Below are 20,203 nucleotides of genomic sequence, written 5' to 3'. Positions count from 1 at the left end.
CGTGACTCGCAGTTCGCTTCTGTTGTGTCAAAAGGACCGTGACCCGTTCTGGGGCCACCTCGTCACGCGCTAGCTAATGACGACTACGAGTTTCGGTTGCATACCTGTAGTTTTGCCGTCGCCTCTCCCGCGTGTCAAACGGCCACCATCCCGTCTCACATCCCGGACATGGGTGTCCACTCTGTGGTCACGCCGGTCGAGCCGACCCGGTGGTCGAGCTTGTCGAGACCTGGGTCTCGACAAGACCAAAGGTCTCGACAAGCTCGACCACCGAAGTCTCGACAAGCTCGACCACCGAAGATTCGTCCCTACCCGCAGTAGGCGCCGGTGCTGGCGCTGTTGACGAGCTTGGCGTACTTGGACAGGACGCCGGAGGTGAACTTGCCGGGGAGCGGCTCCCAGCCGACCTTGCGGGCCTCGAGCTCGGCCGGGTCGACCAGCAGGTCGAACGTGCGGGCCGCGATGTCCACGCGGATGGTGTCGCCGTCGCGCACGAAGGCGATGGGGCCGCCGTCGACCGCTTCCGGCGCCACGTGGCCGATGCACAGGCCCGTGGTGCCGCCGGAGAAGCGGCCGTCGGTGAGCAGCAGCACGTCCTTCCCGAGCCCGGCGCCCTTGATGGCGCCGGTGATGGCGAGCATCTCGCGCATGCCGGGACCACCCTTCGGGCCCTCGTAGCGGATGACGACGACGTCGCCGGCGTGGATCCGCCCGTTGTCGAGCGCGTCCAGGGCGCCCTGCTCGCGCTCGAACACGCGGGCCGTGCCCTCGAAGACGTCCAGGTCGAAGCCGGCGCTCTTGACGACGGCGCCTTCCGGGGCGAGCGAGCCGTGCAGCACGGTGATGCCGCCGGTCTTGTGGATCGGGTTGTCAAGGGCCCGCAGCACCTTGCCGTCCGGGTCCGGCGGGTTGATGGCGGCCAGGTTCTCCGCGACGGTCTTGCCGGTGACGGTGAGGCAGTCGCCGTGGATGAGGCCGGCGTCGAGCAGTGCCTTCATGATGACCGGCACGCCGCCGATCTTGTCGACGTCGAACATGACGTAGCGGCCGAACGGCTTCAGGTCGCCCAGGTGCGGGATCTTGTCGCCGATGCGGTTGAAGTCGGCCAGGGTCAGGTCCACACCGGCCTCGCGGGCGATCGCGAGCAGGTGCAGGACGGCGTTCGTGGAACCGCCGAACGCCATGGTGACGGCGATGGCGTTCTCGAACGCCTTCTTCGTCATGATGTCGCGGGCGCGGATGCCCTTGCGCAGCAGGTTCACGACCGCCTCGCCGGACTGGCGGGCGAACATGTCGCGGCGGCGGTCGGCGCTGGGCGGGGCGGCGGAGCCGGGCAGGGACATGCCCAGGGCCTCCCCGATGCACGCCATGGTGTTGGCGGTGTACATGCCGCCGCAGGCGCCCTCGCCGGGGCAGATGGCCCGTTCGATGGCGTCCAGGTCCTTCATGCTCATCTTGCCGGCCGCGCACGCGCCGACGGCCTCGAAGGCGTCGATCAGCGTGACCTCCTTCTCGGAGCCGTCCTCCAGCTTCGCGAAGCCGGGCATGATCGAGCCGGCGTACAGGAACACGCTGGCGAGGTTGAGCCGGGCGGCGGCCATCAGCATGCCGGGCAGCGACTTGTCACAGCCGGCCAGCAGCACGGAGCCGTCCAGGCGTTCGGCCATCATGACGGTCTCGACCGAGTCGGCGATGACCTCGCGGGAGACCAGGGAGAAGTGCATGCCCTCGTGGCCCATGGAGATGCCGTCGGAGACGGAGATCGTGCCGAACTGCATGGGGAAGCCGCCGCCGGCGAAGACGCCTTCCTTGGCGCCCTGGGCCAGCCGGTTCAGGGACAGGTTGCAGGGGGTGATCTCGTTCCACGAGCTCGCCACGCCGATCTGCGGTTTGGCGAAGTCGTCGTCGCCCATGCCGACGGCACGGAACATGCCGCGGGCCGGGGCGGCATGGATGCCGTCCGTGACGACGCGGCTGCGGGGCTTGATGTCTGGTTGGCCGTCGGCAGTCCTGGGGACGGTGCTTTCTGAATTGGTCTCCACGCTCATGGTCGCTAAGTCTAAGTCCAGCGTCGCCAGACCTGCCAGCACGCGCCCCGACGGGTCACTATGCGGACAGTGGCACGCCGGAGTAGTGATCGGCGCCGCGACGGCCCACTCCGATTTCACACCGGCGGGAAAATCATGTAGTGTTTCATGTCGTTGCGGAGAACGCCGGGGCACGGTCCACGGGGTTCGAAGCAGTGCGAATGCACCTCTAGCTCAATTGGCAGAGCAATTGACTCTTAATCAATGGGTTCCGGGTTCAAGTCCCGGGGGGTGCACCACGGAAGCCGATTCCGGTCAGCGCGTCAACGCGCTGACCGGAATCGGCTTCTTTTGTATGCGCATCCAACCACATGCGACCCCCGAGGGAGCGTCACAGGAAAACGACGCGGGTTTTCAGCCGGCCCCGGGCCTGACGGTAGAGTGAAAATTCATCAAAGGAGCATCCACCATGTCATCACCCCTGGCCGCTGGAGACGCAGCGCCCGCCTTCACCCTGCCGGACGCGGCCGGCGGCACGACGTCGTTGTCCGACTACGCCGGGCGCAAGGTCATCCTGTTCTTCTACCCGGCCGCGGCCACGCCGGGCTGCACGAAGGAGGCCTGCGACTTCCGCGACAGCCTGTCCCCGCTGCAAGCTGCCGGCTACGCCGTGGTGGGGCTCTCCCCCGACCCCGTCGCCAAGCTCGAGAAGTTCGCCGCCGACCAGGGTCTGACCTACCCGCTGCTCTCCGACGCGGACCACGCGGTCGCGGCGGCGTACGCGGCGTGGGGCGAGAAGAAGAACTACGGCCGCACCTATGAGGGGCTCATCCGGTCCACGATCGTCGTCGGCGCGGACGGGCGGATCGAGGCCGCCCAGTACAACGTGCGCGCCACCGGCCACGTGGCGAAGCTGCGCCGCGACCTGAAAATCGCCGCCTAGACCCCACCCGTGGGGCCGGTGCCCGGTCGGATGCGGCCTCGGGTGCCTCGTGCGGTGGGATCCGACGGGCCCCGTGTCACCGACTCAGGGCTCGAAGTGGGTCCGGGTCCCGGCGGTGGACACCGTAGCGATGACCGCCGCGGCAACGTCGCGCAACTTCATTTGCCGGGCATTGGACGCCCGCCGCATGATCTCCACCGCCGCATCCTGATCGCACCTGTTCTCCCCCATGATGATCCCCACCGCGATGTCGATCGACGTCCGCCCCATCAGGGCCGCGGCCAGGTCATCCCGGGCATCGGTGAGCGAGGCGATCCGCAACGCCAACCGCAGCGCCCGCGACGTGCTCACCGCATGAAAGCGGGCCGATTCGACCGCTGCGTCATCGAACGCCTCGGGCACATCGGCATACAGGTTCAATGCCGCCGACGACTCCCCCTCCAACGGGAACGGCACGGCCAGAACGGAGCGGGTCGCCGTGGAGGAAATGGCGCCAATGTACGCCGGCCAGCGCCGCTCGGAGCGCACATCGCGAATATACTCCACCTGCCCCGACTCGGCCGAGGTCAGGCACGGACCCTCCCCGGCGCCATACTGGCGCTCATCCAGATCCCGGACCCGGGCCTCACTGCACGCCACGGTCACGGCCCGCTTGGGCCTCAACAACGTGATCCCGCACAGCACCGCCTCCCCGGTCAGATCCGTGGCCGTCCGCGCCACCAACTCATCAAGGAAGGCGCGAATGTCCGACCCCTGAAGCACCGCCTCATACAAGTCTTCCAACTCCACAGCCGCAACCTCCACCGAGATTTCCTCCGCCACCCCCACACCGCGCTGAGGCCAGACTACGCGCCGACCAAACCACAAGCCACACCCCGCCATCAGACCGGAATAATCACCAGAGCGATCACACCGCCGACGCCGAGCAACAGCCAGGCGGCATAGTCGCCGATGTGACCCGAATGGAGGCCGCGCAAGCCATGCAGCACGGGTCGCAGCGGGCGCACCACGGTTTTCACAGGCTGCGCAAGAGCGGTTGCGTAGAGCCCGATCCCGGCCACCACCAGTGCGCCGGCCACCGACGCGAGACACAGCACCACGCCCTCGGTACTCCACCCTGCATTCCGCATCGAAACGGACGCATACCCAGTGGAGTCGCCCAGGACCGCGGCCACATAACCGCCGCGGTCGACGAACCGCTCTGCGGCGAAAACGGCCTGCGACCCAATTCCCGGCATCAGGCCAACGGCCGCACCGGCCGCGAGGAGCCCGACCAACGGGACCCCCATCATGGCCGGCAGACGCGTCGTCCCGGTGGCCAACTCCCGCATTTCCTTGTCCCCGCTCATGGCCTCCGATTCTTCCGTACCCGGCCCCCCGCCTAATCCAAGGAAGATCCGGGCCCCTGCCCGCAGCACCGCCCCGCCCGTGACGGCCGAGACCACCAAGAACAGGATCGGCCCCCAGCCGATGCCTGACTGGACCAGCCCTTCCTCCCCGACCACCTTGCCCAGTCCCACGGCGAAGGGGGGAAGCCCCGCGAGGGCGAGTCCGGCCAGCAGGAAGACCGCGCCGACCAGTCGGGCGTCCCGTCCCTTGCCGCGCAGTGAGAATTCGTCGACGCTGCCGTATCTGTTGAGGATGATCCCGGCGGAGAGGAACAGCGTGGACTTCACCGCCGCGTGCCCGAGAACGTAGACGACGATCCCGCCGGTGGCGACCGGGTCCAGGGATCCGAGCGCCACAAGGAACAGTCCCGTGTGCGCGATCGTCGAGTACGCCAGCAGGCGCTTGAGATGGCGTTGCAGCAGGCACATGACCCCGCCGACGGCAGCGGTGCCGACGCCCAGGACCAGGAACAGCCGTTGTATGCTCCCTGCCTCGAGTGTGCCGCTGAATCCGACCCAATACAGCCGGGCCACGCCGTAGATGCCCAATTCGACCATGATGCCGGAGAACAAGACGCAGACGGGGGTCGGTGCGACGGCGTGTGCATCGTCGAGCCAAAAGTGGAACGGTGCCACGGCACCCTTGACGAGGAATCCGGTGGCGGTCAGGGCGAACCCGATCACCGCCAGGGGGTCCTGTCCGTGCGCGGTGAGCGCCTGCGAGAGCATCGCCAGGTTCAGCTGCCCGGTGGCGGCGTACAGCATCCCGATGCCCATGAGGGAGACGTAGGCGCCCAGGGAGTTGATGACGCCGAAGGTCAGTGCGCCGTGGACGGCGGTCGGGTCCTCGATCTTCGTGGCCGTGAGCGCGTAGGCCGCGACACCCATGAGTTCGAAGAAGACGAACATGTTGAACACGTCGCCGCTGAGCGCGAATCCGGTCATACCGGCCAGAAACAGCATCATGAGCGCATGGAAATGTGTGTGGATGTCCTCGAAGTAGCGCCATGAGAACGTCAGTGCGCAACTCATCAGCACCCCGGCCACCAGGGCAGCGCCGATGCCGACCTGGTCGCCCACCAGCACGATGCCGACGCCGGTCCCCCGGTGCGGTGTCCAACCGCCCAGCCACGCGACCAGGCGCTGGTTCGCGGAGGCGGCCAGCAGCACGCCGTCGGCGGCGCTCACCGCAACGGCGGTGGCCACGGCGATGACGTCCACCGTCGGGCGGTCCAGCCAGCGACCCAGGCTCAGGAGCAGGCAGGCCGCCATGATGGGTACGACGACGACGGCCGGCAGCAGCACGGCGGCGAGACCGGCGGTGGTCACCTCAACCCCGCAAGGAACGCAACTCGTCCGGATCCACCGAGGCGTGCCGCTTGGCGATCTGGATCGCCAGTGCCAGCAGCATCGACGTCACGGTCGCCGACACCACGATGTCCGTCAACGTCAGGGCCTGGACGACGGGGTCGACCATCGTTGCCGCCCGCGCCGTTGGCGACTGGAAGATCGGCGCGGTGGCGCCGCGCTGGTAGCCGACGGCCAGGAGCAGCACGTACGTGGCCGATTGCGCGACGGCCAGGCAGACGACCGCGTGCACCAGGTTGCGGCTGCGGGCGATTCCGATGATCCCCAGCAGCAAGACCGCACCGGCGACCAGGTAAGGGTAGAGCGTCATGGCGACTCCCCGTCGTCGTGCTTTTGCAGTGGAGCGGGCAGGCTGAGGAATCGTTGCTCCAGGAAATGGGAGAGCAGGACCACCACGCTGCCGGCCACGGCCAGCCCGACGGCCCCGTTGAGCAGCACGACCGTGCCGGCGGACACGAGCTGGGTGAGCGTCCCCTGCGGCACCACGTTCGCCAGCCAGGCGCCGCCGAGCGCAAGCCCGACCGCGCCGACGACCGCGTAGGAGAACACCCCGATGGCCTCCGCCTGCTCGAAGAGGCCCAACGGTCGCAGCCGCGAAAAATCCTGGTAGTGGCCGCCGACGTACAGCAGGTGCAACGCCGTGGCCAAGACGACGCCGCCTTGGAATCCGCCGCCGGGGGTGATGGCCCCGTGCGCCACCACATCGACGCCGAGCACCAGGGTGAGCGGAACCGCGACGACCACCAGCATCCGGGTGGTGTCGAGCATGGCCGCCGTGCTTCAGTGCGGCGGCGGCCGCCAAGTCGCGGTATGGATGCCGCGAGCCGCCGAAGCCCGGCATGAGTACGGACGCCCATCCCATGGCCGCGCCCACGAAGACGATGCCCAGGGCGAGCACCACATACCGGGCCCGCCGGGTCAACGCCGCCTCCGCTTCGCCTCACGATGGCTGTCAATCTTCCTGACCGTGAGCATCACGATCAGCGGGACGACGGCTTGCCGTGAGGGGTGGGGGTGAAGACGACGACGACGGCGCCCGCCAGCACGAGCGTGAGCGCCACCGCTATCAGGATGCTCATTCGGGACCCTCCCCCGCATCGGCGCGCAGTTCCTGCTCGATGACCCGGCCGACGGCCATGGATAGCACCGGTCCGGACGCGGTGACGATCAGGCCCGTCGCCACGACCAGGCACCGACCGCGACCAGGAACAGGACGCCGGCCAGGGCGAGGACGACGACGATGACGGCATCAGTCATGTTCGCCCCCGGTCGGGCCGCCGACATCGCGATCCCGCCGCAGCATCCGCGTGAACACGAGCGTCCCGGTGGCCGTCAAGACCGCCAGCACCAGCGGCACCATGAGATAGATCGGCTGCCCGACGGCCTCGGGTAGTGCGATCAGCACGAGCACCCCGACCACGCCCGCGAGTTGCAGCCCGACCAGGCGGTTCACGCTGCTGCCGCGCGAGACAAGGTACAGCGCCGGCCCCAGGCCGGCGACAAGCAACACCACGACGCCGACCATCCACACGTTCACGGCGTGGCAGAGACGACCATGGCAACCGAGAGCGCGAGGACAATTCGGCGGGACCCACGGTCGACACCGTCAGGACCCAGAAAATGACACCAACGGCCCACCACAAGCGACTTCGACCACAGCTGCCATGGCCCTCGCTCCGTTCATCTCGGACCGTGTGGCCCCACGATATCCACGGTCCGAGTGCGCCTGCCAATGCTTGCTGCACGGTCCAGGGAGCAGCCCCGCATGGACTCCATTTGGTGACGTGGGTAACATATGACTATCAGCACCGGTGCTGACTGCCTAAGCAAATGGCAGGGATCAGGACCCCCGGGTTCCCCTTCAATCGCTTGGCAAGACGCCATGACTGTCCTGGGCAGTCCGCGTTGACGGCGAATTCGCCCGGGTCCTCATCCACGACAGAATTTGCGCAAGGGAGCGCAGCGGCACTTACCGTTCGCCGTCGAAAGGATTGTCATGTCGACCACACCCCTAGCAATAGCGCCCACTTCGGTTTCCGCACCTTCAGGGCGACGGCCTTGGTGCGAGTACTGTCACACGGACGAGCATCTGGTCGTCGAATCCATCGGGCCCTTGTCACCGTCGCAACGTGATCTCGTAGACGTTGAATACACCTGCTCGGAATGCGACGGCTACTATGCCCACCCCGCCGCCGTCTGCCAAGTGGCCAAGATCCTCGGTGACGACGGCACGGCACCATCCGTGCTGCGCTTCGGCCACGACTACATCCACTGCGGGGAACCCATGCAGGATGCCGGCCGGGACATCTACCGCGGCCTGCCGGACGTCACCGTGCCTACACGCATCCTGCGCTGCCGCTGCGGCTTCCGGCTCGCCGTGCCAAACTAGCCGCCCGCCAACCGTCGCCCCACGAGAAAGGCGCCGACGCCATGAACGACCAACCAACCCTCCCGGGCCAGCCGCCGCTGCCGCCGGACCCCACGCAGCCTCCGGCACCCGACCCGTTCCCACCCGGCCCCCATCGTCCGCCGGACCCGACCGAGCCACCAGACCCCAGCCGTCCGCCGGATCCGACCGAGCCACCAGACCCCAGCCGTCCGCCGGACCCGCACCGTCCGACCCCCTATCCACCTGATCCGTTCATGCCACCCGTCCCGCCGGTGATCTGACCCGCCGGGTCAGCCCTCCATGGATGCGAAACGAGCCTTCACGATCAAGTACAGGCCATAGCAAATCAGCCCGGCCCCCACGAGCGTCAGGACATACGCCCCGTAAGGCTGGGCTCGAAGGCCTTTCAACGCCCCGTCCAGCCCCGTCGATTGCTGGGGTCGCGCCTGCAACGTGGCCATGATGAACAACACGCCCACCAGCACCAGGATGACGCCCTTGGCGATATATCCGACCACGCCCAGGACGGTGACGGCCGTTCGGGTTGGTCCGGCCGGGGGAAGGTTCAACTTCTTGCGGAACATCCGGCCCAGGCCCCGGATGGCGAAGCCGACGCCGACTGCTGCGACGACGGCCCCGAGGGCTATCAATGCCACCCGCCCCAGCGGCAGCGTGAGCACCCTTGCCGTCCAGTCGCTGGTCGACTTCCCGCTGTTGGTTGCGCGTCCGAGCGCAAATGACACGAACGTCACCGCGAGGATGCCGAACGCGATGCCCTGGGCCGCTGACGACATGGTCCGGCCCACACCGGAACCCTGTCCGTGGCCATGGTCAAGGACGGCGTTGCCAATATGCCACAGGCACAGGATCGAGCAACTGGCGCCGCCGATCCACAGTAGCACCAGGCCACCCGGGTCGGAGGCGACCTGGGCCACCGCGCCACTGAGGTCGGCGCTCCCGGATTTTCCGAAGGCGAGCCTGATGGCAATGATACCGATCAGGATATGCAGCAGCCCGCTGACCACGAAGCCGCTACGGGCCGCGACCGTGAAAGGCGCTGACCGTTTGACCTGCTGGGCGGTATTCGCCGCATCGCGCAACTCGTCTTTCACGCCGGCCTCTCCCGGACCTCCTCCGACCGTGTTTCCTAACGGTGGATCGCATTCCTGCGGGTCCACCCGATGGCGCCCGTTGCGGCGAACAGGACAATGCCGATGACGGCGAGCCAGAACAGGCCCTTGAGCGTGAAGCCCAAAATGGCCAGGATGGCCCAGACGACGAGCAAAATGACTATAAGTCCGATCAGGATTCCCACCTCGACTCGGTTTGCGGTTTCCGTGCGAAGACGTTGTTGCTAGTGCTTCTTGAAGACATTCTTGATGTTTTCGCCGGCGTGCTTCAGGGAGCCCTTGGCATGCTCGGCCTTGCCTTCGGCTTCCAGGCCCTTGGCGTGCTCGGCCTTGCCTTCGGCTTCCAGGCCCTTGTCGCCTGTGGCCTCCCCGGTCTTCTCCTTGGCCCTGCCCGTCACCTTCCGGGCCTCATTCTTGATCTTGTCACCCAATCCCATGACGATCCCTCACTTTCATTTCCAATAGGCATTTTGTCCGCCGCCTGAAGAATCCCTACATTGGAAATCCCGGTAGCCACGTGCGCAGCGGCGGCGCATCGCTGTGTACAGGTTGGTAACCATCCGCCGGGACCTGCTTTCCCGGGCTTTCACAATTCCCCATCCGATTCCGGGGGCCGCTGGCTCAACGGACGAACCGCCTCAACGGACGATTGGCGAATTATGCGCTTCTTTTCCTACGCTAGGCCCGTTTGGCGAAGGATGCAATGGGCGTGCAACGCCGCACGTCCCACAGATTAACGGCGGGACAGTTTGGTTTTGTCTTCCAGTTCGAGCCGGCTCACCTCCGGCAGCAGTGCCTTGACGAACCAGAAGGACAGGGCGGCGAAGAACGCGAACCCGGCGTAGACGAAGCCCAGCCCGACGGCGGCGCTCATGACGGGGAACAGCAGGGTGACCAGGAAGTTGAAGATCCAGTTGAAGGCGGTGGCCACGCCGAGGGCGAGCCCGCGCATCTTGTTCGGGAACACCTCGCCGAGGACCACCCACATGACCGGGCCCCAGGTGGCGGCGAAGGAGACCACGAACAGGTTCGCGCCCACCAGGGCGATGGCGCCCCAGGGCGCCGGCAGGGTGATGGAATTGCCGGAGCCGCTGGCCTGCGCGAACGACACGGCCGCCGCCACCAAGCCGGCGAACATGCCGATCGACCCGGCCAGCAGCAGCTTTTTCCGCCCGACCCGGTCGACGAAGAAGATGGCCACGAACGTCAGGGCCACGTTGATGCTGGCCGTGATGACCGACGTCGTGAACGAATCCTGCTGGCTGAAGCCGACGGACTGCCACAGCGTCGTTGAGTAGTAGAAGATCGCGTTGATGCCGACCAGTTGCTGGAAGGCGGCCATGCCGATGCCAATCCACAGGATGGGCGCCAGCCCGAGGGCGTGGCCGCGCAGGTCACGGTACGTGGATCTGCGCTCATGCTCAATACTCTCCTCGATGTCCTTGAACCGTTGGTCCGGGTCCGCAGCGCCGGTGACGTTGCGGATCACGGCCAAGGCTTCCTCGTTCCGGCCGGCGCGGATCAGGAATTGCGGGGATTCGGGGATGCGCAGGGACAGGACCCCGTAGACGACGGCGGGGATGACGCCGACCAGCAGCATCCACCGCCAGGCCGGCAACCCCCACCACAGCTCGTTGCCGGCACCGCCCGCCGTCCTGGCCAGGGCCGCATCGGACAACAGGGCCAGGAAGATGCCCAGCGTGATGGCCAGCTGCTGCAGCGAGCTCAGCCCGCCGCGCAGCCGGGCCGGGGCAATCTCGCCGATATACGCCGGGGCGATGACCGACGCGATGCCGATGGCCAACCCGCCAATGACCCGCCACGCCATGAGGTCCCATACTGCGAACGCGACGCCGGAGCCGATGGAGCTGGCCACGAACAGGCAGGCGCCCAACACCATGACCGGCCGGCGGCCCCACACGTCCGCCAGCTGGCCGGCGAACCAGGCGCCCACTGCACAGCCAAGGAGCGTGATGGCGACCGTGAACCCGAGCACTGCCGGGTCCAGCGTGAACGTGGACTGGATCGAATTCACGGCCCCGTTGATGACGGAGGTGTCGAACCCGAACAGCAGACCGCCCAGGGCGGCAGCCGTCGTGGCGGCGTAAACCCTGCGGTGCGCTGACCGGGCCGCGGTGCCGTGCGGTGTGGGATCGTGTGGAACGGGATCGTCGTTGGGGAATGCTCCACCGTGCGCGTGTGTGGTCATGGCCGTACCGGTTTCCAGGCCCGGACGGCTACTGAGTGAATGTCGGCGAAGCCGGACCTGGACCCCGGCCGACATGATTTCATTGTGCCCGCCAGCGGTGAGCCCGGCAATGGCCCACCCGGCCGGGAGCCTGATCCGGCGCCGCGCGCGTTGTGGACATCCGGCGGCTGGGGGCCTAATGTCAAAGGACGACGATCCATCGGTTCATCGACCAGGACGTCCCTCGGGCCACGCGACACGGCCGGAGGTCACGATTGGCAACGGCAAGCAGGGCCGAGATCCTTCAACAGTATGAGCATTTTCAAGGAATTCTCATGGAAGCCCCGACCCCAATGACACCGGCCCAACGTCGCGAACTCGCCACCTTGATCCGGCTCGCCGTCCAAGGCCGCCGTGCCCACTTCAACGCCGTGGCCCGGACCCGGGACCCCGACAGGATTGTCTGCGCGGTTCCGCCCGACGACGGCGCCTCCGATCCCCCACAGCCCGCCCACTGAGCTGCCGGCGGTCGCAATCCCCGGATCCACCGGCCCCGCCACCGTGAAGGTCGGCCAGCGTCGCAAAGGAGGGTGCATCCAAATGCGCACTTTGGGCGTCGAGGAGGAATTCCTTCTCGTAGATCCCCGGACTGGCTGTCCGTTGCCGGTTGCCTCACGCGCACTCGACGCCGCTGCCGACGATCCGAAACGTCTCCCGGGCGACGCAGGATCCCGGTTATCGGGGGAATTTCAGCTGGAACAGCTCGAGGTTTCCACGAAACCGTGTGAAACTCTCGCCACACTCGCCGGCCAAATCGCCGCCGGTAGGGTTGCCGCTGACACGGCGGCACAGGCGAGCGGCGCACGGATAGTCGCCCTGGCCACGTCCCCGATGCCCGCCACTCCGCATTTGCGTCCCAACCGACGGTACGCGGAGATGGCGCGGATGCACGGCATTGTCGCCGCTGAGCAATTGACCTGCGGCATGCACGTGCACGTCGAGGTCTCCTCTGCTGAGGAGGGGGTGGGCGTCCTGGACGGGATCCGGAGCTGGCTGCCGGTGCTATTGGCGTTGAGTGCCAATTCCCCGTTCTGGAACGGGCACGATACCAGTTACGCCAGCTTCCGGTCGCGGGTGTGGAACCGCTGGCCGACCTCGGGCCCGACCCCGATCTTCGGGTCGGTCGCCGCATATGACCGGTTGGTCGGGGACCTCCTGGCCACGGGTGTCCTCCTGGACAAAGGGATGGTCTATTTTGATGCCCGTCTGTCCAGGACGTTCCCGACGGTTGAAATCCGCGTGCCCGACGTCTGCCTTGACCTCGGGGCCGCGGAACTGGTTGCCGGCTTGTCGCGCGCACTGGTCGAAACGGCTGCGCGCCAGTGGCGTCTGGGCATACCGCCCGCGCCGGTCCCGTCCAGTCTCCTGAGGGCCGGCATGTGGCAAGCCGCACGCGGCGGACTCGAGGGCGATCTGCTGGATCCACGGACGTCGCGGCCGGCGCCGGCGTACCAGGCCGTCGCCGCTCTGGTGGATCATGTGCGCACGGCCCTTGCCGGGTTCGGTGACAGCGAACGGATCCGCTACCTGATCAAACGTCGTCTCAGCCACGGGAGCTGCGCGCACCGGCAGCGCCAGGCCTATGCCGTTCGCCAGCGATTTTCCGACGTCGTTGCGGCCGCGGTGGTCGACACCCACGGGGCCCCTGACGATGCTCGGGAGGACGAGTGGACCCAACCACGGCTGGCCGCCCGTGGGCTCAAGTGAACCCGGGGCTCCATTGGGCGTGGCCGACGGCGGCGCACGCGGGTGAGTGCCGCCGTCGGCCGTTGGTGCCGCCAAAGCCGGTCAGCCACCCTGCCAGCAGGCCAGCACAGCGGTGGCGACTTCATACGCCAGCGCGCTGCGGGACACCTCATGTGGCCCCACCGATGCGGGGAGGTGTCCGGCGTCGACCAGCAGTGTCATGTTGTCCTTCACGAAGGACACGCTTGTACCTGTCTTGAAGGCCGGCAAGCCGAGGTTGGCCATGCCTTCGATCGCTTGCCCGGTTGTCGCAGCGGCTCGCAAACGTTCGAAATACGACCTTGCCAAGGCGTCGCCGGCGGATTGCTTGACGGACAAGACCAGGGAGCCGTAAGGCAGCCGGTACGTGCAGGTGTACAGCTGGTCATTCCATGCGCTGTCGGGCACCGGTGTGGCGGCCAGACCCAGGATTTTCTTGATGTTCAGGATCGTCTCGTTGGCACAAATCATCCTGGCCGCATCCGACGGCTGGGCGGGCGACGGCGTGGCGGCGCCCATCCCCGGCATGGTGTCACCGGGGGCCATGGTCTGGCCGGGTGCCATGGACATTCCCATCGAGCTCGGAGGGGTCAAACTCCGAGGGCTTGTGGAGGGAGCGCGGGTGACGGCGACCGGCGCACAGCCGGTCAGCACCAGGGCAGACACCGCGGCGCACCCGGCCACCATCTTCATTATGCGTGTAGGCATTTTGAACTTCCTTTCAGGTGCGGCGTTCGGCGCCACACGTCACTCCCGGCGGCTTCCGACAAGGTAGGCATAGGCCACCGTGTTCTCCGTGTATTGCCCGGATGCGGCATTGAAGCCGCCGCAGGTGATGAGCCTGATTTCAGCGCGATCCGTGTTTCCATACACGCCGAACGTCGGGAACCCGCTCTTGGGGAACTCGGCCAACTTGTAGACCCGGAACACGGCGGCCAACCCGTCGGACCGGTGCACGGTGAATTCATCGCCGGATCGAAGTTCGTGCAGCCGGTAGAAGACGCCGATATTGCTGTAGTCGGTATTGATGTGACCCAGGATGACCGCGGGTCCCAGTTGGCCTGGCGCCGGAGAGAACTTGTACCACCCGGCCAACGTGCCCGACTGTCCCGGCGGAGTTTCGGCAGCGCCGTTCGTGGCCCGGCCCAGTTGCATCAGATCGGCATGCACGCCGATGTCGGGCACATCCAGTGTCACCGGTATGGCCGCGGGCAGGATCGGTCCCGTCGGGGTGGCCGGTTTCGGGAGGACCGGAATGTACGGGGCACCGGTGGCGGCGGTCGGAGTGCCACCACCGGTGGCCGGGTGTGTGGGGGCCGCCGTCGTCGGCGACGCGGTCCGGCCGGCGGCTCCCGATGAGGCGGCCAAGCCGGAACCGTCCGCGACGCCGATGCCGATGACGGTGGCGCCCCCGGCGAACAGCAGGGCGGCCGCCGCGGACGCGATGCGGCGTCCGCGGCGACTGCGATCACGGGTGCCCATGGATTCAGACGCGTTTCTAGTCCTTGGCCGCGAGCCGGCGACGCCAGGCCAGCGCTCCCCCGGCGGCCAGGAGAAGTGCGCCGCCCCCGGCGATCAGGCCGGCTTCGGAGCCGTTCGCGGTGCCGGTGGCCGCGGTGTGGGTGATGCCCGTCCCGGGTGCGCCGCCCGGCATTTCAGCCATCTGGGAGGCAACCACCGGTCCGCACAGGGCAGGCGACGTGGCCGCCAGCGGCAGGGATGGCACCAGATCGCTCTTCTCCTTCTGCGCCGTGGCGGACAGCGTCGCCGGATCCAAACCGTGAACCACGACCACGGCGGTGCCGGCCTGCAGCGCGGCTATGGTCTTCGCGTTCATCGTGAACGTGCGCTCGTAGTGGTAGGTGGGCCCCATCCCCGCCACGGCCAGATCGGTGCCGGCCGCCGGGCTCGTGTCCCCGGAGGTGGACAGCGTCGTGCCGATGGCACCGTAAGCGGGTGCGCCCTCCGTGGTGCTGATGACCCCATCCTTGTTCGTGTCGGCGGCGGTAGTCGGGCACATGCCCTTCGCGCCGATGTGGATGTGCTGGACATGCGGGTAGGGCTTGCCGCCAAACGTTGCGGCCAGTCCCGTGACATCCTCGGTCACGGTCGCCTGCGAGCCGTTGAGGCTGATCATCACGGTGCCGCTGGCGCCAGTGCCGTTGATGGGCCCCAAGGTGGCCTGGTACGAAGCGTCGCCGGCAGCCGAAGCGGGACTGACGGAGAGCATCAGTGCCCCCGCCGCCAGCGCCGGCACCATCAGGAATGCAGATTTCTTGTTCATCGGAAGGATCCTCCTGGTAACAGTGGCCCGTCCGCGAAAGGGCGGGCCTGTACTGTGGTTCGGAGCGATCCGGCCCATGGATTGGACGTGGTCTGCGATTTCTTGGCCGTCCAACCCGGGGTCAACGGGTTGTCAGTCTTCGTGGGTGGCATCGCGTGGCTCGGTCGAGCGTAGCTCGTGGTGGGACGGATGCCAGACGAGCATGGGGTAGAGCAGCAGCCCGGCCGCGAGGGCGAGGCCGACTGCTACGGCCGCGATGGCGCTGATGACACCATTTGTCACAACATAGAAGGTCAGGGCTGTCGCGCCCGTCACGAGCGCGGCCACCAGGCCCACGGCGACCTTGAGGATGCGGTTGCCGGCTTCGACCAGCTTCGCCTTGACCTTGTGCCGGAACAGGCGCCGGTGCAGGGCCACCGGGACCATCATGAGCCCGGTGGCCGCCGCGGCGACGATGACCAACGCCAGATAAAGGGCCACCTGACCGGCATCGAGCTTGCTGAAGCGCTGCTGGAACGGAAGGGTGAGCAGGAACCCGGCCATGACCTGGACTCCCGTCTGCATAACCCTCAACTCCTGGAGCAGTTCGAGCCAGTTGCGGTCCAGTTGCTCGGCGCGGGTCTCGTTCCGTCGGTCGCCGTCGGTCGCCGGCGGTTCAGTCTCGCCGCCCCCTGTGGTCATGGCTCACGCACCTTCATATCGTCTAGTTCACAACTACGAGTTGCGCAACGAGTCGATGAGCTCGCTCTTGCGCTGGTGGGAGTACCCGGTGAGACCGATCTCCTTGGCCCGTGCCCGCAGCTTGGCCACGGTCCATTCTTCATAGTTGGCCGCCTTGCCTCCCCTTCGACCAATGGCACTTCGTCCTTCCTTGGCAGCGGCGTTGGAGATTCGTGCGGCCTTTTGCTTGGAGGCACCGTCATCGCGCAGCTCTTCGTAAAGCTCCGGATCCTTCAATCGTGAGTTCGCCTTGCGGGGCATTGTCTGTCCTCGTTCCTTGATTGGTTGATGGTCCCGCCGGTACTGGCGAGTCTCGGTGCCACCCTTGACCCGTTCGTCAGCGATTCTCCTGTTTCTCCCACCGGTGCTGCAGGTAACCCCAAAGAGCCACCATGGATGATGCGCCGAGCACAACGCCCACGGTCTGGCCGTTGCCCCAGCGCCGCGCGCCAGGTTCTCCGGCAGCCACCTCATCGCGCTGCCGCCGGCGGCTTGTGGCAATTGTCGTCGTGGACCGCGGCTCGAGAACCAGGGACTCATGTGCGTCGAGCCCGGCGCGTAGCTCACGGCCGCGCTCAATCTCCGCGTCGAGTTCGGCGCCGAATAGCAGGGCCAAGTTGCAAATCCACAACCACAGGAGCAGGATGATCGCCCCGGCAATGGTCCCGAAGGTCTTCTCGTAACTGCTGAAGTTCACCACGTAGAATCCGAAGCCGATGGACGTGGCAATAAGCAGCAGCAGCGCGCATGCCGCGCCCCAACCCAACCAGCGCCAGCGCGGCGGGTGGAAGTTCGGCGTCGCCTGGTAGAGAATCGCGACAAGCACGACGGCGGCAATCCCCAAAACGGGCCATTTGCCCGCCTGCCACAGCACGACGACGGCGCTCCCGGCCCCGATCGCATCGCCCAGTGCACGGGCCACAGGTCCTGAGACGACCAGCAGGACGGCCATCATGGCGACCAGGACCACGACAAGCACCGTGAGTGCCAATGTGGATAGCCGAAGTTTCCATCCGGACCGGCCCTCCTCGACACCGTAGACCTTGTTCATCGCGCGGCCGAAAGCCCCAACGTACCCGCCAGCAGACCACAATGCGGCCACAATACCCAGGAAGAACGTCCATCCGGCGGCCGGTGACGTTGTCACATTGGACACGGCGCCCCTGACCACGTCCAGGGCCGGGCCCTGCATCACGGCGCCAAGGACGCCCATCAGTGCCTCGGTCGTTTGCTTGGCGTTTCCGATGAGGCCCAGGATCGAGACCAAGGCAAGAATTGCCGGGAACAACGACAAGACGCCGAAGTAGGTCAGTGCCGCGGCCAGATCCGTGCACCCGTCCCGACCGAATTCCCGCACGGCCCGTCGGAGAATCAATGTCCACGAGGGGCCGGGGCTGTTTTCCGCAAGAGGCGGCAATCCGCCCGTGTTCGGCGCCTCGGTGACCATGGCGGCAACTATGTGTCGTCCGGGTCCCGCCGGTGGGTGCCTCGCCGGTCGGTTTCGCTGCCTTCCACGTCCAGCCCACCTGCGGCCGCCCCGTCCATGCTTCCTCGGTGTTCGTCTCGCCCGCTGACGTCCGGGTCGAGGGCGTCAGCCTGGCGCCGGCGTTCGGCGGAGTCCGCACCCTGCTCGGTGGCGGCCTGGCGCTGTTCCTCGGCCTTCAACCGAAGTCGCTCGGCGTCGATGGCGGCACGATCTGCCGCTGCATCGGTCTCGGCGGCGTCCGCCTTGGATTCGAGTCCGTCAAGTTCCACCGATTTTGCGGCGTCACGCATCGTGGCTGCCCGTCGTCGATCTTCTTCGTCCCGTCGTTCCACGCGGGCCCGGCCCTGCCGGCGCGCAACCGTGACCAGAATGCCGATGATGATCAGCACGACGATGATGCCAATGACAATCCAGATCCATTGCATGGTGATGCAGTTCCTTCCCTTGGACGCCCCTTTGCGCGCCGTCTTACGAGTGCTCCACGATGGGAGTGTTTTCGTTGCCGTCAGCGTATGTCGACAAAGCCGCCTTCTGCCGGCGTTGGGCCACTGCAGATGAGTCGGGCAGCCTGAACCGGCCGCGAACTTCCCTGGGGACCAACTCGATATAGACAGGATGTTCACAAATGAACTTCCGAACGAGGGTGCAATACGGGTGGACGGCTACCCGCCGCCTGCTCGCATCCTCGAGGACGTCGCGAATGAGCGCATCGGTTAGTCGAATACCGGTCGATCTGGTCATCTGCGTGTAGAGAAGCCACATATCCGGGCCCCACATTCTGTACCTGACGTATCCGGCCAGTAGACCGGAATGATAGATCTCAAATTGGGACAGCAATTGATTATGCGCAAATGCGATCGGGGGTCTTGCCCAAGAGCAAGCGGTGGCATTCGCTTCCGATGGAGGCGCAGGCAACGCGGACGCAGATTCCAATTTCATGAGAACTCCGTATGGGGCGTTTCATGGCCGACTGCTCGACAAAATAAGCCTACAAAGGACACGAATCCCGCACAAGGGCTCGAGCGGGGAAGGTGGCCTGTGGGCGCTCCGTGATCCCTGCCCAGGGCTTCTGCCAAGTCGTTGGCCGCTGGTGATACCGGCGAGTTTGAGGGCACGGTGCGGGTTTCTGGTTCATTTCCCTTCCCAACCCTGGCCGCCACCAATTACCCTATGACTCGTCAGCGTCAACAGGACGGTGGCGACGAGGGCAGTCACAGGGCTGGGTGTGAGAAGAGGAGTCCTGCCCCCGCCATAGTGAAAACTTGGCAGGAGAACCTTCGATGTTCGACCAATCCTTCATTACCCACGCAATCGACAGAAGCGCGGAAAACCCGGTGGACCGTCGCCGCTTTTTCCGGGCCGCGGGCATGGTGGGCGCCGGTGCCGGCGCAGCGATGCTCGTCTCCGCCGCAGCCGCCGCGGCCAGCACGACGCCGGCCGCCGCCGGCGCCCCCAGCGATGGCGCGATCCTGAACTTCGCCCTCAACCTCGAGTACTTGGAGGCCGAGTTCTACCTGCGCGCGGTCACGGGCATGGGGTTGCCGGACAGCCTGACCACCGGCACCGGCACGCGCGGGCCTGTCTCCGGTGGCCGGGCCGCCCGGTTCGAAACGCCCTACGTCCGCAGGTTCGCCGAGGAGATCGCCGCCGACGAGAAGGCCCACGTGGCGTTCCTGCGCGGCGCCCTGGGATCGGCGGCCGTGTCCCGCCCGGCCATCAGCCTGGACGCGAGCTTCACCGCCGCCGCCCGGGCTGCCGGCATCATCGGCAAGCACCAGACGTTCGACCCCTACGCGAACGAGCTGAACTTCCTGTTCGCCGCCTTCATCTTCGAGGACGTCGGCGTCACCGCCTACAAGGGGGCCGCACCGCTGATCAGCAACAAGACCTACCTGGAGGCGGCGGCGGGCATCCTGGCCGTCGAGGCCTACCACGCGGCCACCATCCGCAGCACCCTCTACACCTTTGGCGTCGCGGTCCCGAAGCTCATCTACCCCACCGTGCAGAAGATCTCGGACGCGCGCGACAGCCTGGATGGGCCCACCGACGACGACCAGGGCATCGGCAACAGCACGACGGCCAACATCGTGCCGGCGGACGCCAACGGCATCGCCTTCAGCCGCAGCGCCGCCCAAGTGCTCAACATCGCCTACCTCAACGCCGAGCAGGTCCGCTCCGGCGGCTTCTTCCCCGCCGGCGTGAATGGGACTATCAACACCAGCGGTGACAACGACAACGACGGCGACGACTGACCCCAGGCCCCTGGGATGCCCAAACAGCGGCCCATGCCGGTGCCTGGGCATCCCAACGGTGCCGCACGGCTCGCCCCCGTCCATGTCCACACGATGGACGGGGGGGCGGGAACCTGCTATCCGGCCATCAAAAGACCCCACAACAAAATTTAGAGGCCAGCTGAGCTTGAGATTTAACCTGTGTTGCTGGTGCTTGCCGGGTGTCGGTGCCGGCGTGCTTGCACAGGCGGCGGCCACCGCCTG

Annotated in this window: 22 protein-coding genes and 1 tRNA gene; 6 read left to right on the top strand and 17 right to left on the bottom strand. The window is 66.7% G+C overall.

The window, feature by feature from the left end:
* Window positions 1–308: 308 nt before the first annotated feature.
* Complete coding sequence (ilvD, locus tag EJC77_RS06245; protein ID WP_125610739.1) at window positions 309–2,048, bottom strand: dihydroxy-acid dehydratase; 1,740 nt, start codon at window positions 2,046–2,048, stop codon at window positions 309–311.
* A gap of 202 nt (window positions 2,049–2,250) precedes the next feature.
* Between ilvD and EJC77_RS06240 the strand changes: the two genes are divergently transcribed.
* A tRNA-Lys gene (locus tag EJC77_RS06240) sits at window positions 2,251–2,326 on the top strand.
* A 170-nt stretch (window positions 2,327–2,496) separates the two neighbouring features.
* Window positions 2,497–2,970 (top strand): thioredoxin-dependent thiol peroxidase, encoded by a 474-nt coding sequence (bcp, locus tag EJC77_RS06235; RefSeq protein ID WP_125610737.1) that lies wholly within the window; start codon window positions 2,497–2,499, stop codon window positions 2,968–2,970.
* Window positions 2,971–3,054: 84 nt separating this feature from the next.
* On the opposite strand, the gene EJC77_RS06230 is transcribed toward bcp, so the two are convergent.
* From EJC77_RS06230 to EJC77_RS06210, 5 genes are all read right to left on the bottom strand, one after another.
* Window positions 3,055–3,798 carry a GAF and ANTAR domain-containing protein gene (locus tag EJC77_RS06230; RefSeq protein ID WP_240629848.1) on the bottom strand — a complete coding sequence of 248 codons (744 nt, stop codon included), beginning with the start codon at window positions 3,796–3,798 and terminating at the stop codon, window positions 3,055–3,057.
* A 53-nt stretch (window positions 3,799–3,851) separates the two neighbouring features.
* Entirely contained in the window at window positions 3,852–5,687 is a 1,836-nt protein-coding gene (locus EJC77_RS06225) for a complex I subunit 5 family protein (RefSeq protein ID WP_205786929.1), read from the bottom strand.
* Between the two features lies 1 nt (window position 5,688).
* The gene (locus tag EJC77_RS06220) at window positions 5,689–6,036 is read right to left on the bottom strand and encodes a sodium:proton antiporter (protein ID WP_125610732.1); all 348 of its coding nucleotides are present in this window, start codon (window positions 6,034–6,036) and stop codon (window positions 5,689–5,691) included.
* Window positions 6,033–6,494 (bottom strand): MnhB domain-containing protein, encoded by a 462-nt coding sequence (locus tag EJC77_RS06215; protein ID WP_125610730.1) that lies wholly within the window; start codon window positions 6,492–6,494, stop codon window positions 6,033–6,035. The genes EJC77_RS06220 and EJC77_RS06215 overlap by 4 nt, the downstream gene beginning before the upstream one ends.
* 481 nt (window positions 6,495–6,975) lie before the next feature.
* Entirely contained in the window at window positions 6,976–7,263 is a 288-nt protein-coding gene (locus EJC77_RS06210) for an MrpF/PhaF family protein (protein WP_205786927.1), read from the bottom strand.
* A gap of 666 nt (window positions 7,264–7,929) precedes the next feature.
* Here EJC77_RS06210 and EJC77_RS06205 point away from each other — a divergent pair.
* Window positions 7,930–8,115 carry a hypothetical protein gene (locus EJC77_RS06205; RefSeq protein ID WP_125610726.1) on the top strand — a complete coding sequence of 62 codons (186 nt, stop codon included), beginning with the start codon at window positions 7,930–7,932 and terminating at the stop codon, window positions 8,113–8,115.
* A gap of 290 nt (window positions 8,116–8,405) precedes the next feature.
* Here EJC77_RS06205 and EJC77_RS06200 read toward each other — a convergent pair whose 3' ends face one another.
* From EJC77_RS06200 to EJC77_RS06190, 4 genes are all read right to left on the bottom strand, one after another.
* Window positions 8,406–9,227, bottom strand: coding sequence for a DUF1206 domain-containing protein (locus EJC77_RS06200; protein ID WP_125610724.1), 822 nt, complete (start codon window positions 9,225–9,227; stop codon window positions 8,406–8,408).
* 35 nt (window positions 9,228–9,262) lie between these two features.
* Window positions 9,263–9,430, bottom strand: a complete 168-nt coding sequence (locus tag EJC77_RS20300; protein ID WP_164520331.1) for a hypothetical protein — start codon at window positions 9,428–9,430, stop codon at window positions 9,263–9,265.
* Window positions 9,431–9,469: 39 nt separating this feature from the next.
* Window positions 9,470–9,682: a CsbD family protein gene (locus EJC77_RS06195; protein WP_125610722.1), complete on the bottom strand. Its 213-nt coding sequence runs from the start codon at window positions 9,680–9,682 to the stop codon at window positions 9,470–9,472.
* Window positions 9,683–9,978: 296 nt separating this feature from the next.
* Entirely contained in the window at window positions 9,979–11,454 is a 1,476-nt protein-coding gene (locus EJC77_RS06190) for a sugar porter family MFS transporter (protein WP_125610720.1), read from the bottom strand.
* Between the two features lie 314 nt (window positions 11,455–11,768).
* Between EJC77_RS06190 and EJC77_RS06185 the strand changes: the two genes are divergently transcribed.
* Together EJC77_RS06185 and EJC77_RS06180 are read left to right on the top strand one after the other, a co-directional pair.
* On the top strand, window positions 11,769–11,951 hold the full coding sequence (locus EJC77_RS06185) for a hypothetical protein (RefSeq protein WP_125610718.1): 183 nt from the start codon (window positions 11,769–11,771) through the stop codon (window positions 11,949–11,951).
* Between the two features lie 82 nt (window positions 11,952–12,033).
* Window positions 12,034–13,200, top strand: coding sequence for a carboxylate-amine ligase (locus EJC77_RS06180; RefSeq protein ID WP_125610716.1), 1,167 nt, complete (start codon window positions 12,034–12,036; stop codon window positions 13,198–13,200).
* Window positions 13,201–13,281: 81 nt separating this feature from the next.
* Here EJC77_RS06180 and EJC77_RS06175 read toward each other — a convergent pair whose 3' ends face one another.
* The 7 genes from EJC77_RS06175 to EJC77_RS06145 form a co-directional block, all read right to left on the bottom strand.
* Entirely contained in the window at window positions 13,282–13,782 is a 501-nt protein-coding gene (locus EJC77_RS06175) for a hypothetical protein (RefSeq protein ID WP_125610715.1), read from the bottom strand.
* 183 nt (window positions 13,783–13,965) lie between these two features.
* Complete coding sequence (locus EJC77_RS06170; protein WP_125610713.1) at window positions 13,966–14,700, bottom strand: class F sortase; 735 nt, start codon at window positions 14,698–14,700, stop codon at window positions 13,966–13,968.
* Between the two features lie 16 nt (window positions 14,701–14,716).
* Window positions 14,717–15,502, bottom strand: coding sequence for a hypothetical protein (locus tag EJC77_RS06165; RefSeq protein ID WP_125610711.1), 786 nt, complete (start codon window positions 15,500–15,502; stop codon window positions 14,717–14,719).
* A gap of 132 nt (window positions 15,503–15,634) precedes the next feature.
* Window positions 15,635–16,183: a DUF6328 family protein gene (locus EJC77_RS06160; protein WP_125610709.1), complete on the bottom strand. Its 549-nt coding sequence runs from the start codon at window positions 16,181–16,183 to the stop codon at window positions 15,635–15,637.
* A gap of 33 nt (window positions 16,184–16,216) precedes the next feature.
* Window positions 16,217–16,483 carry a DUF7218 family protein gene (locus EJC77_RS06155; RefSeq protein ID WP_125610707.1) on the bottom strand — a complete coding sequence of 89 codons (267 nt, stop codon included), beginning with the start codon at window positions 16,481–16,483 and terminating at the stop codon, window positions 16,217–16,219.
* A gap of 76 nt (window positions 16,484–16,559) precedes the next feature.
* Window positions 16,560–17,669, bottom strand: coding sequence for a YihY/virulence factor BrkB family protein (locus EJC77_RS06150; protein WP_125610705.1), 1,110 nt, complete (start codon window positions 17,667–17,669; stop codon window positions 16,560–16,562).
* Between the two features lie 8 nt (window positions 17,670–17,677).
* Entirely contained in the window at window positions 17,678–18,133 is a 456-nt protein-coding gene (locus EJC77_RS06145; protein ID WP_125610703.1) for a hypothetical protein, read from the bottom strand.
* 855 nt (window positions 18,134–18,988) lie between these two features.
* Here EJC77_RS06145 and EJC77_RS06140 point away from each other — a divergent pair.
* The gene (locus EJC77_RS06140; protein WP_125610701.1) at window positions 18,989–19,960 is read left to right on the top strand and encodes a ferritin-like domain-containing protein; all 972 of its coding nucleotides are present in this window, start codon (window positions 18,989–18,991) and stop codon (window positions 19,958–19,960) included.
* Window positions 19,961–20,203: the final 243 nt, after the last annotated feature.

The sequence above is a fragment of the Specibacter cremeus genome, from assembly GCF_003946885.1.
GTDB classification, from domain to species: Bacteria; Actinomycetota; Actinomycetes; order Actinomycetales; family Micrococcaceae; genus Specibacter; species Specibacter cremeus.
The sequence above is the reverse complement of the archived record's forward strand: the minus strand, read 5'-3'. Positions and strand labels throughout refer to the sequence as shown.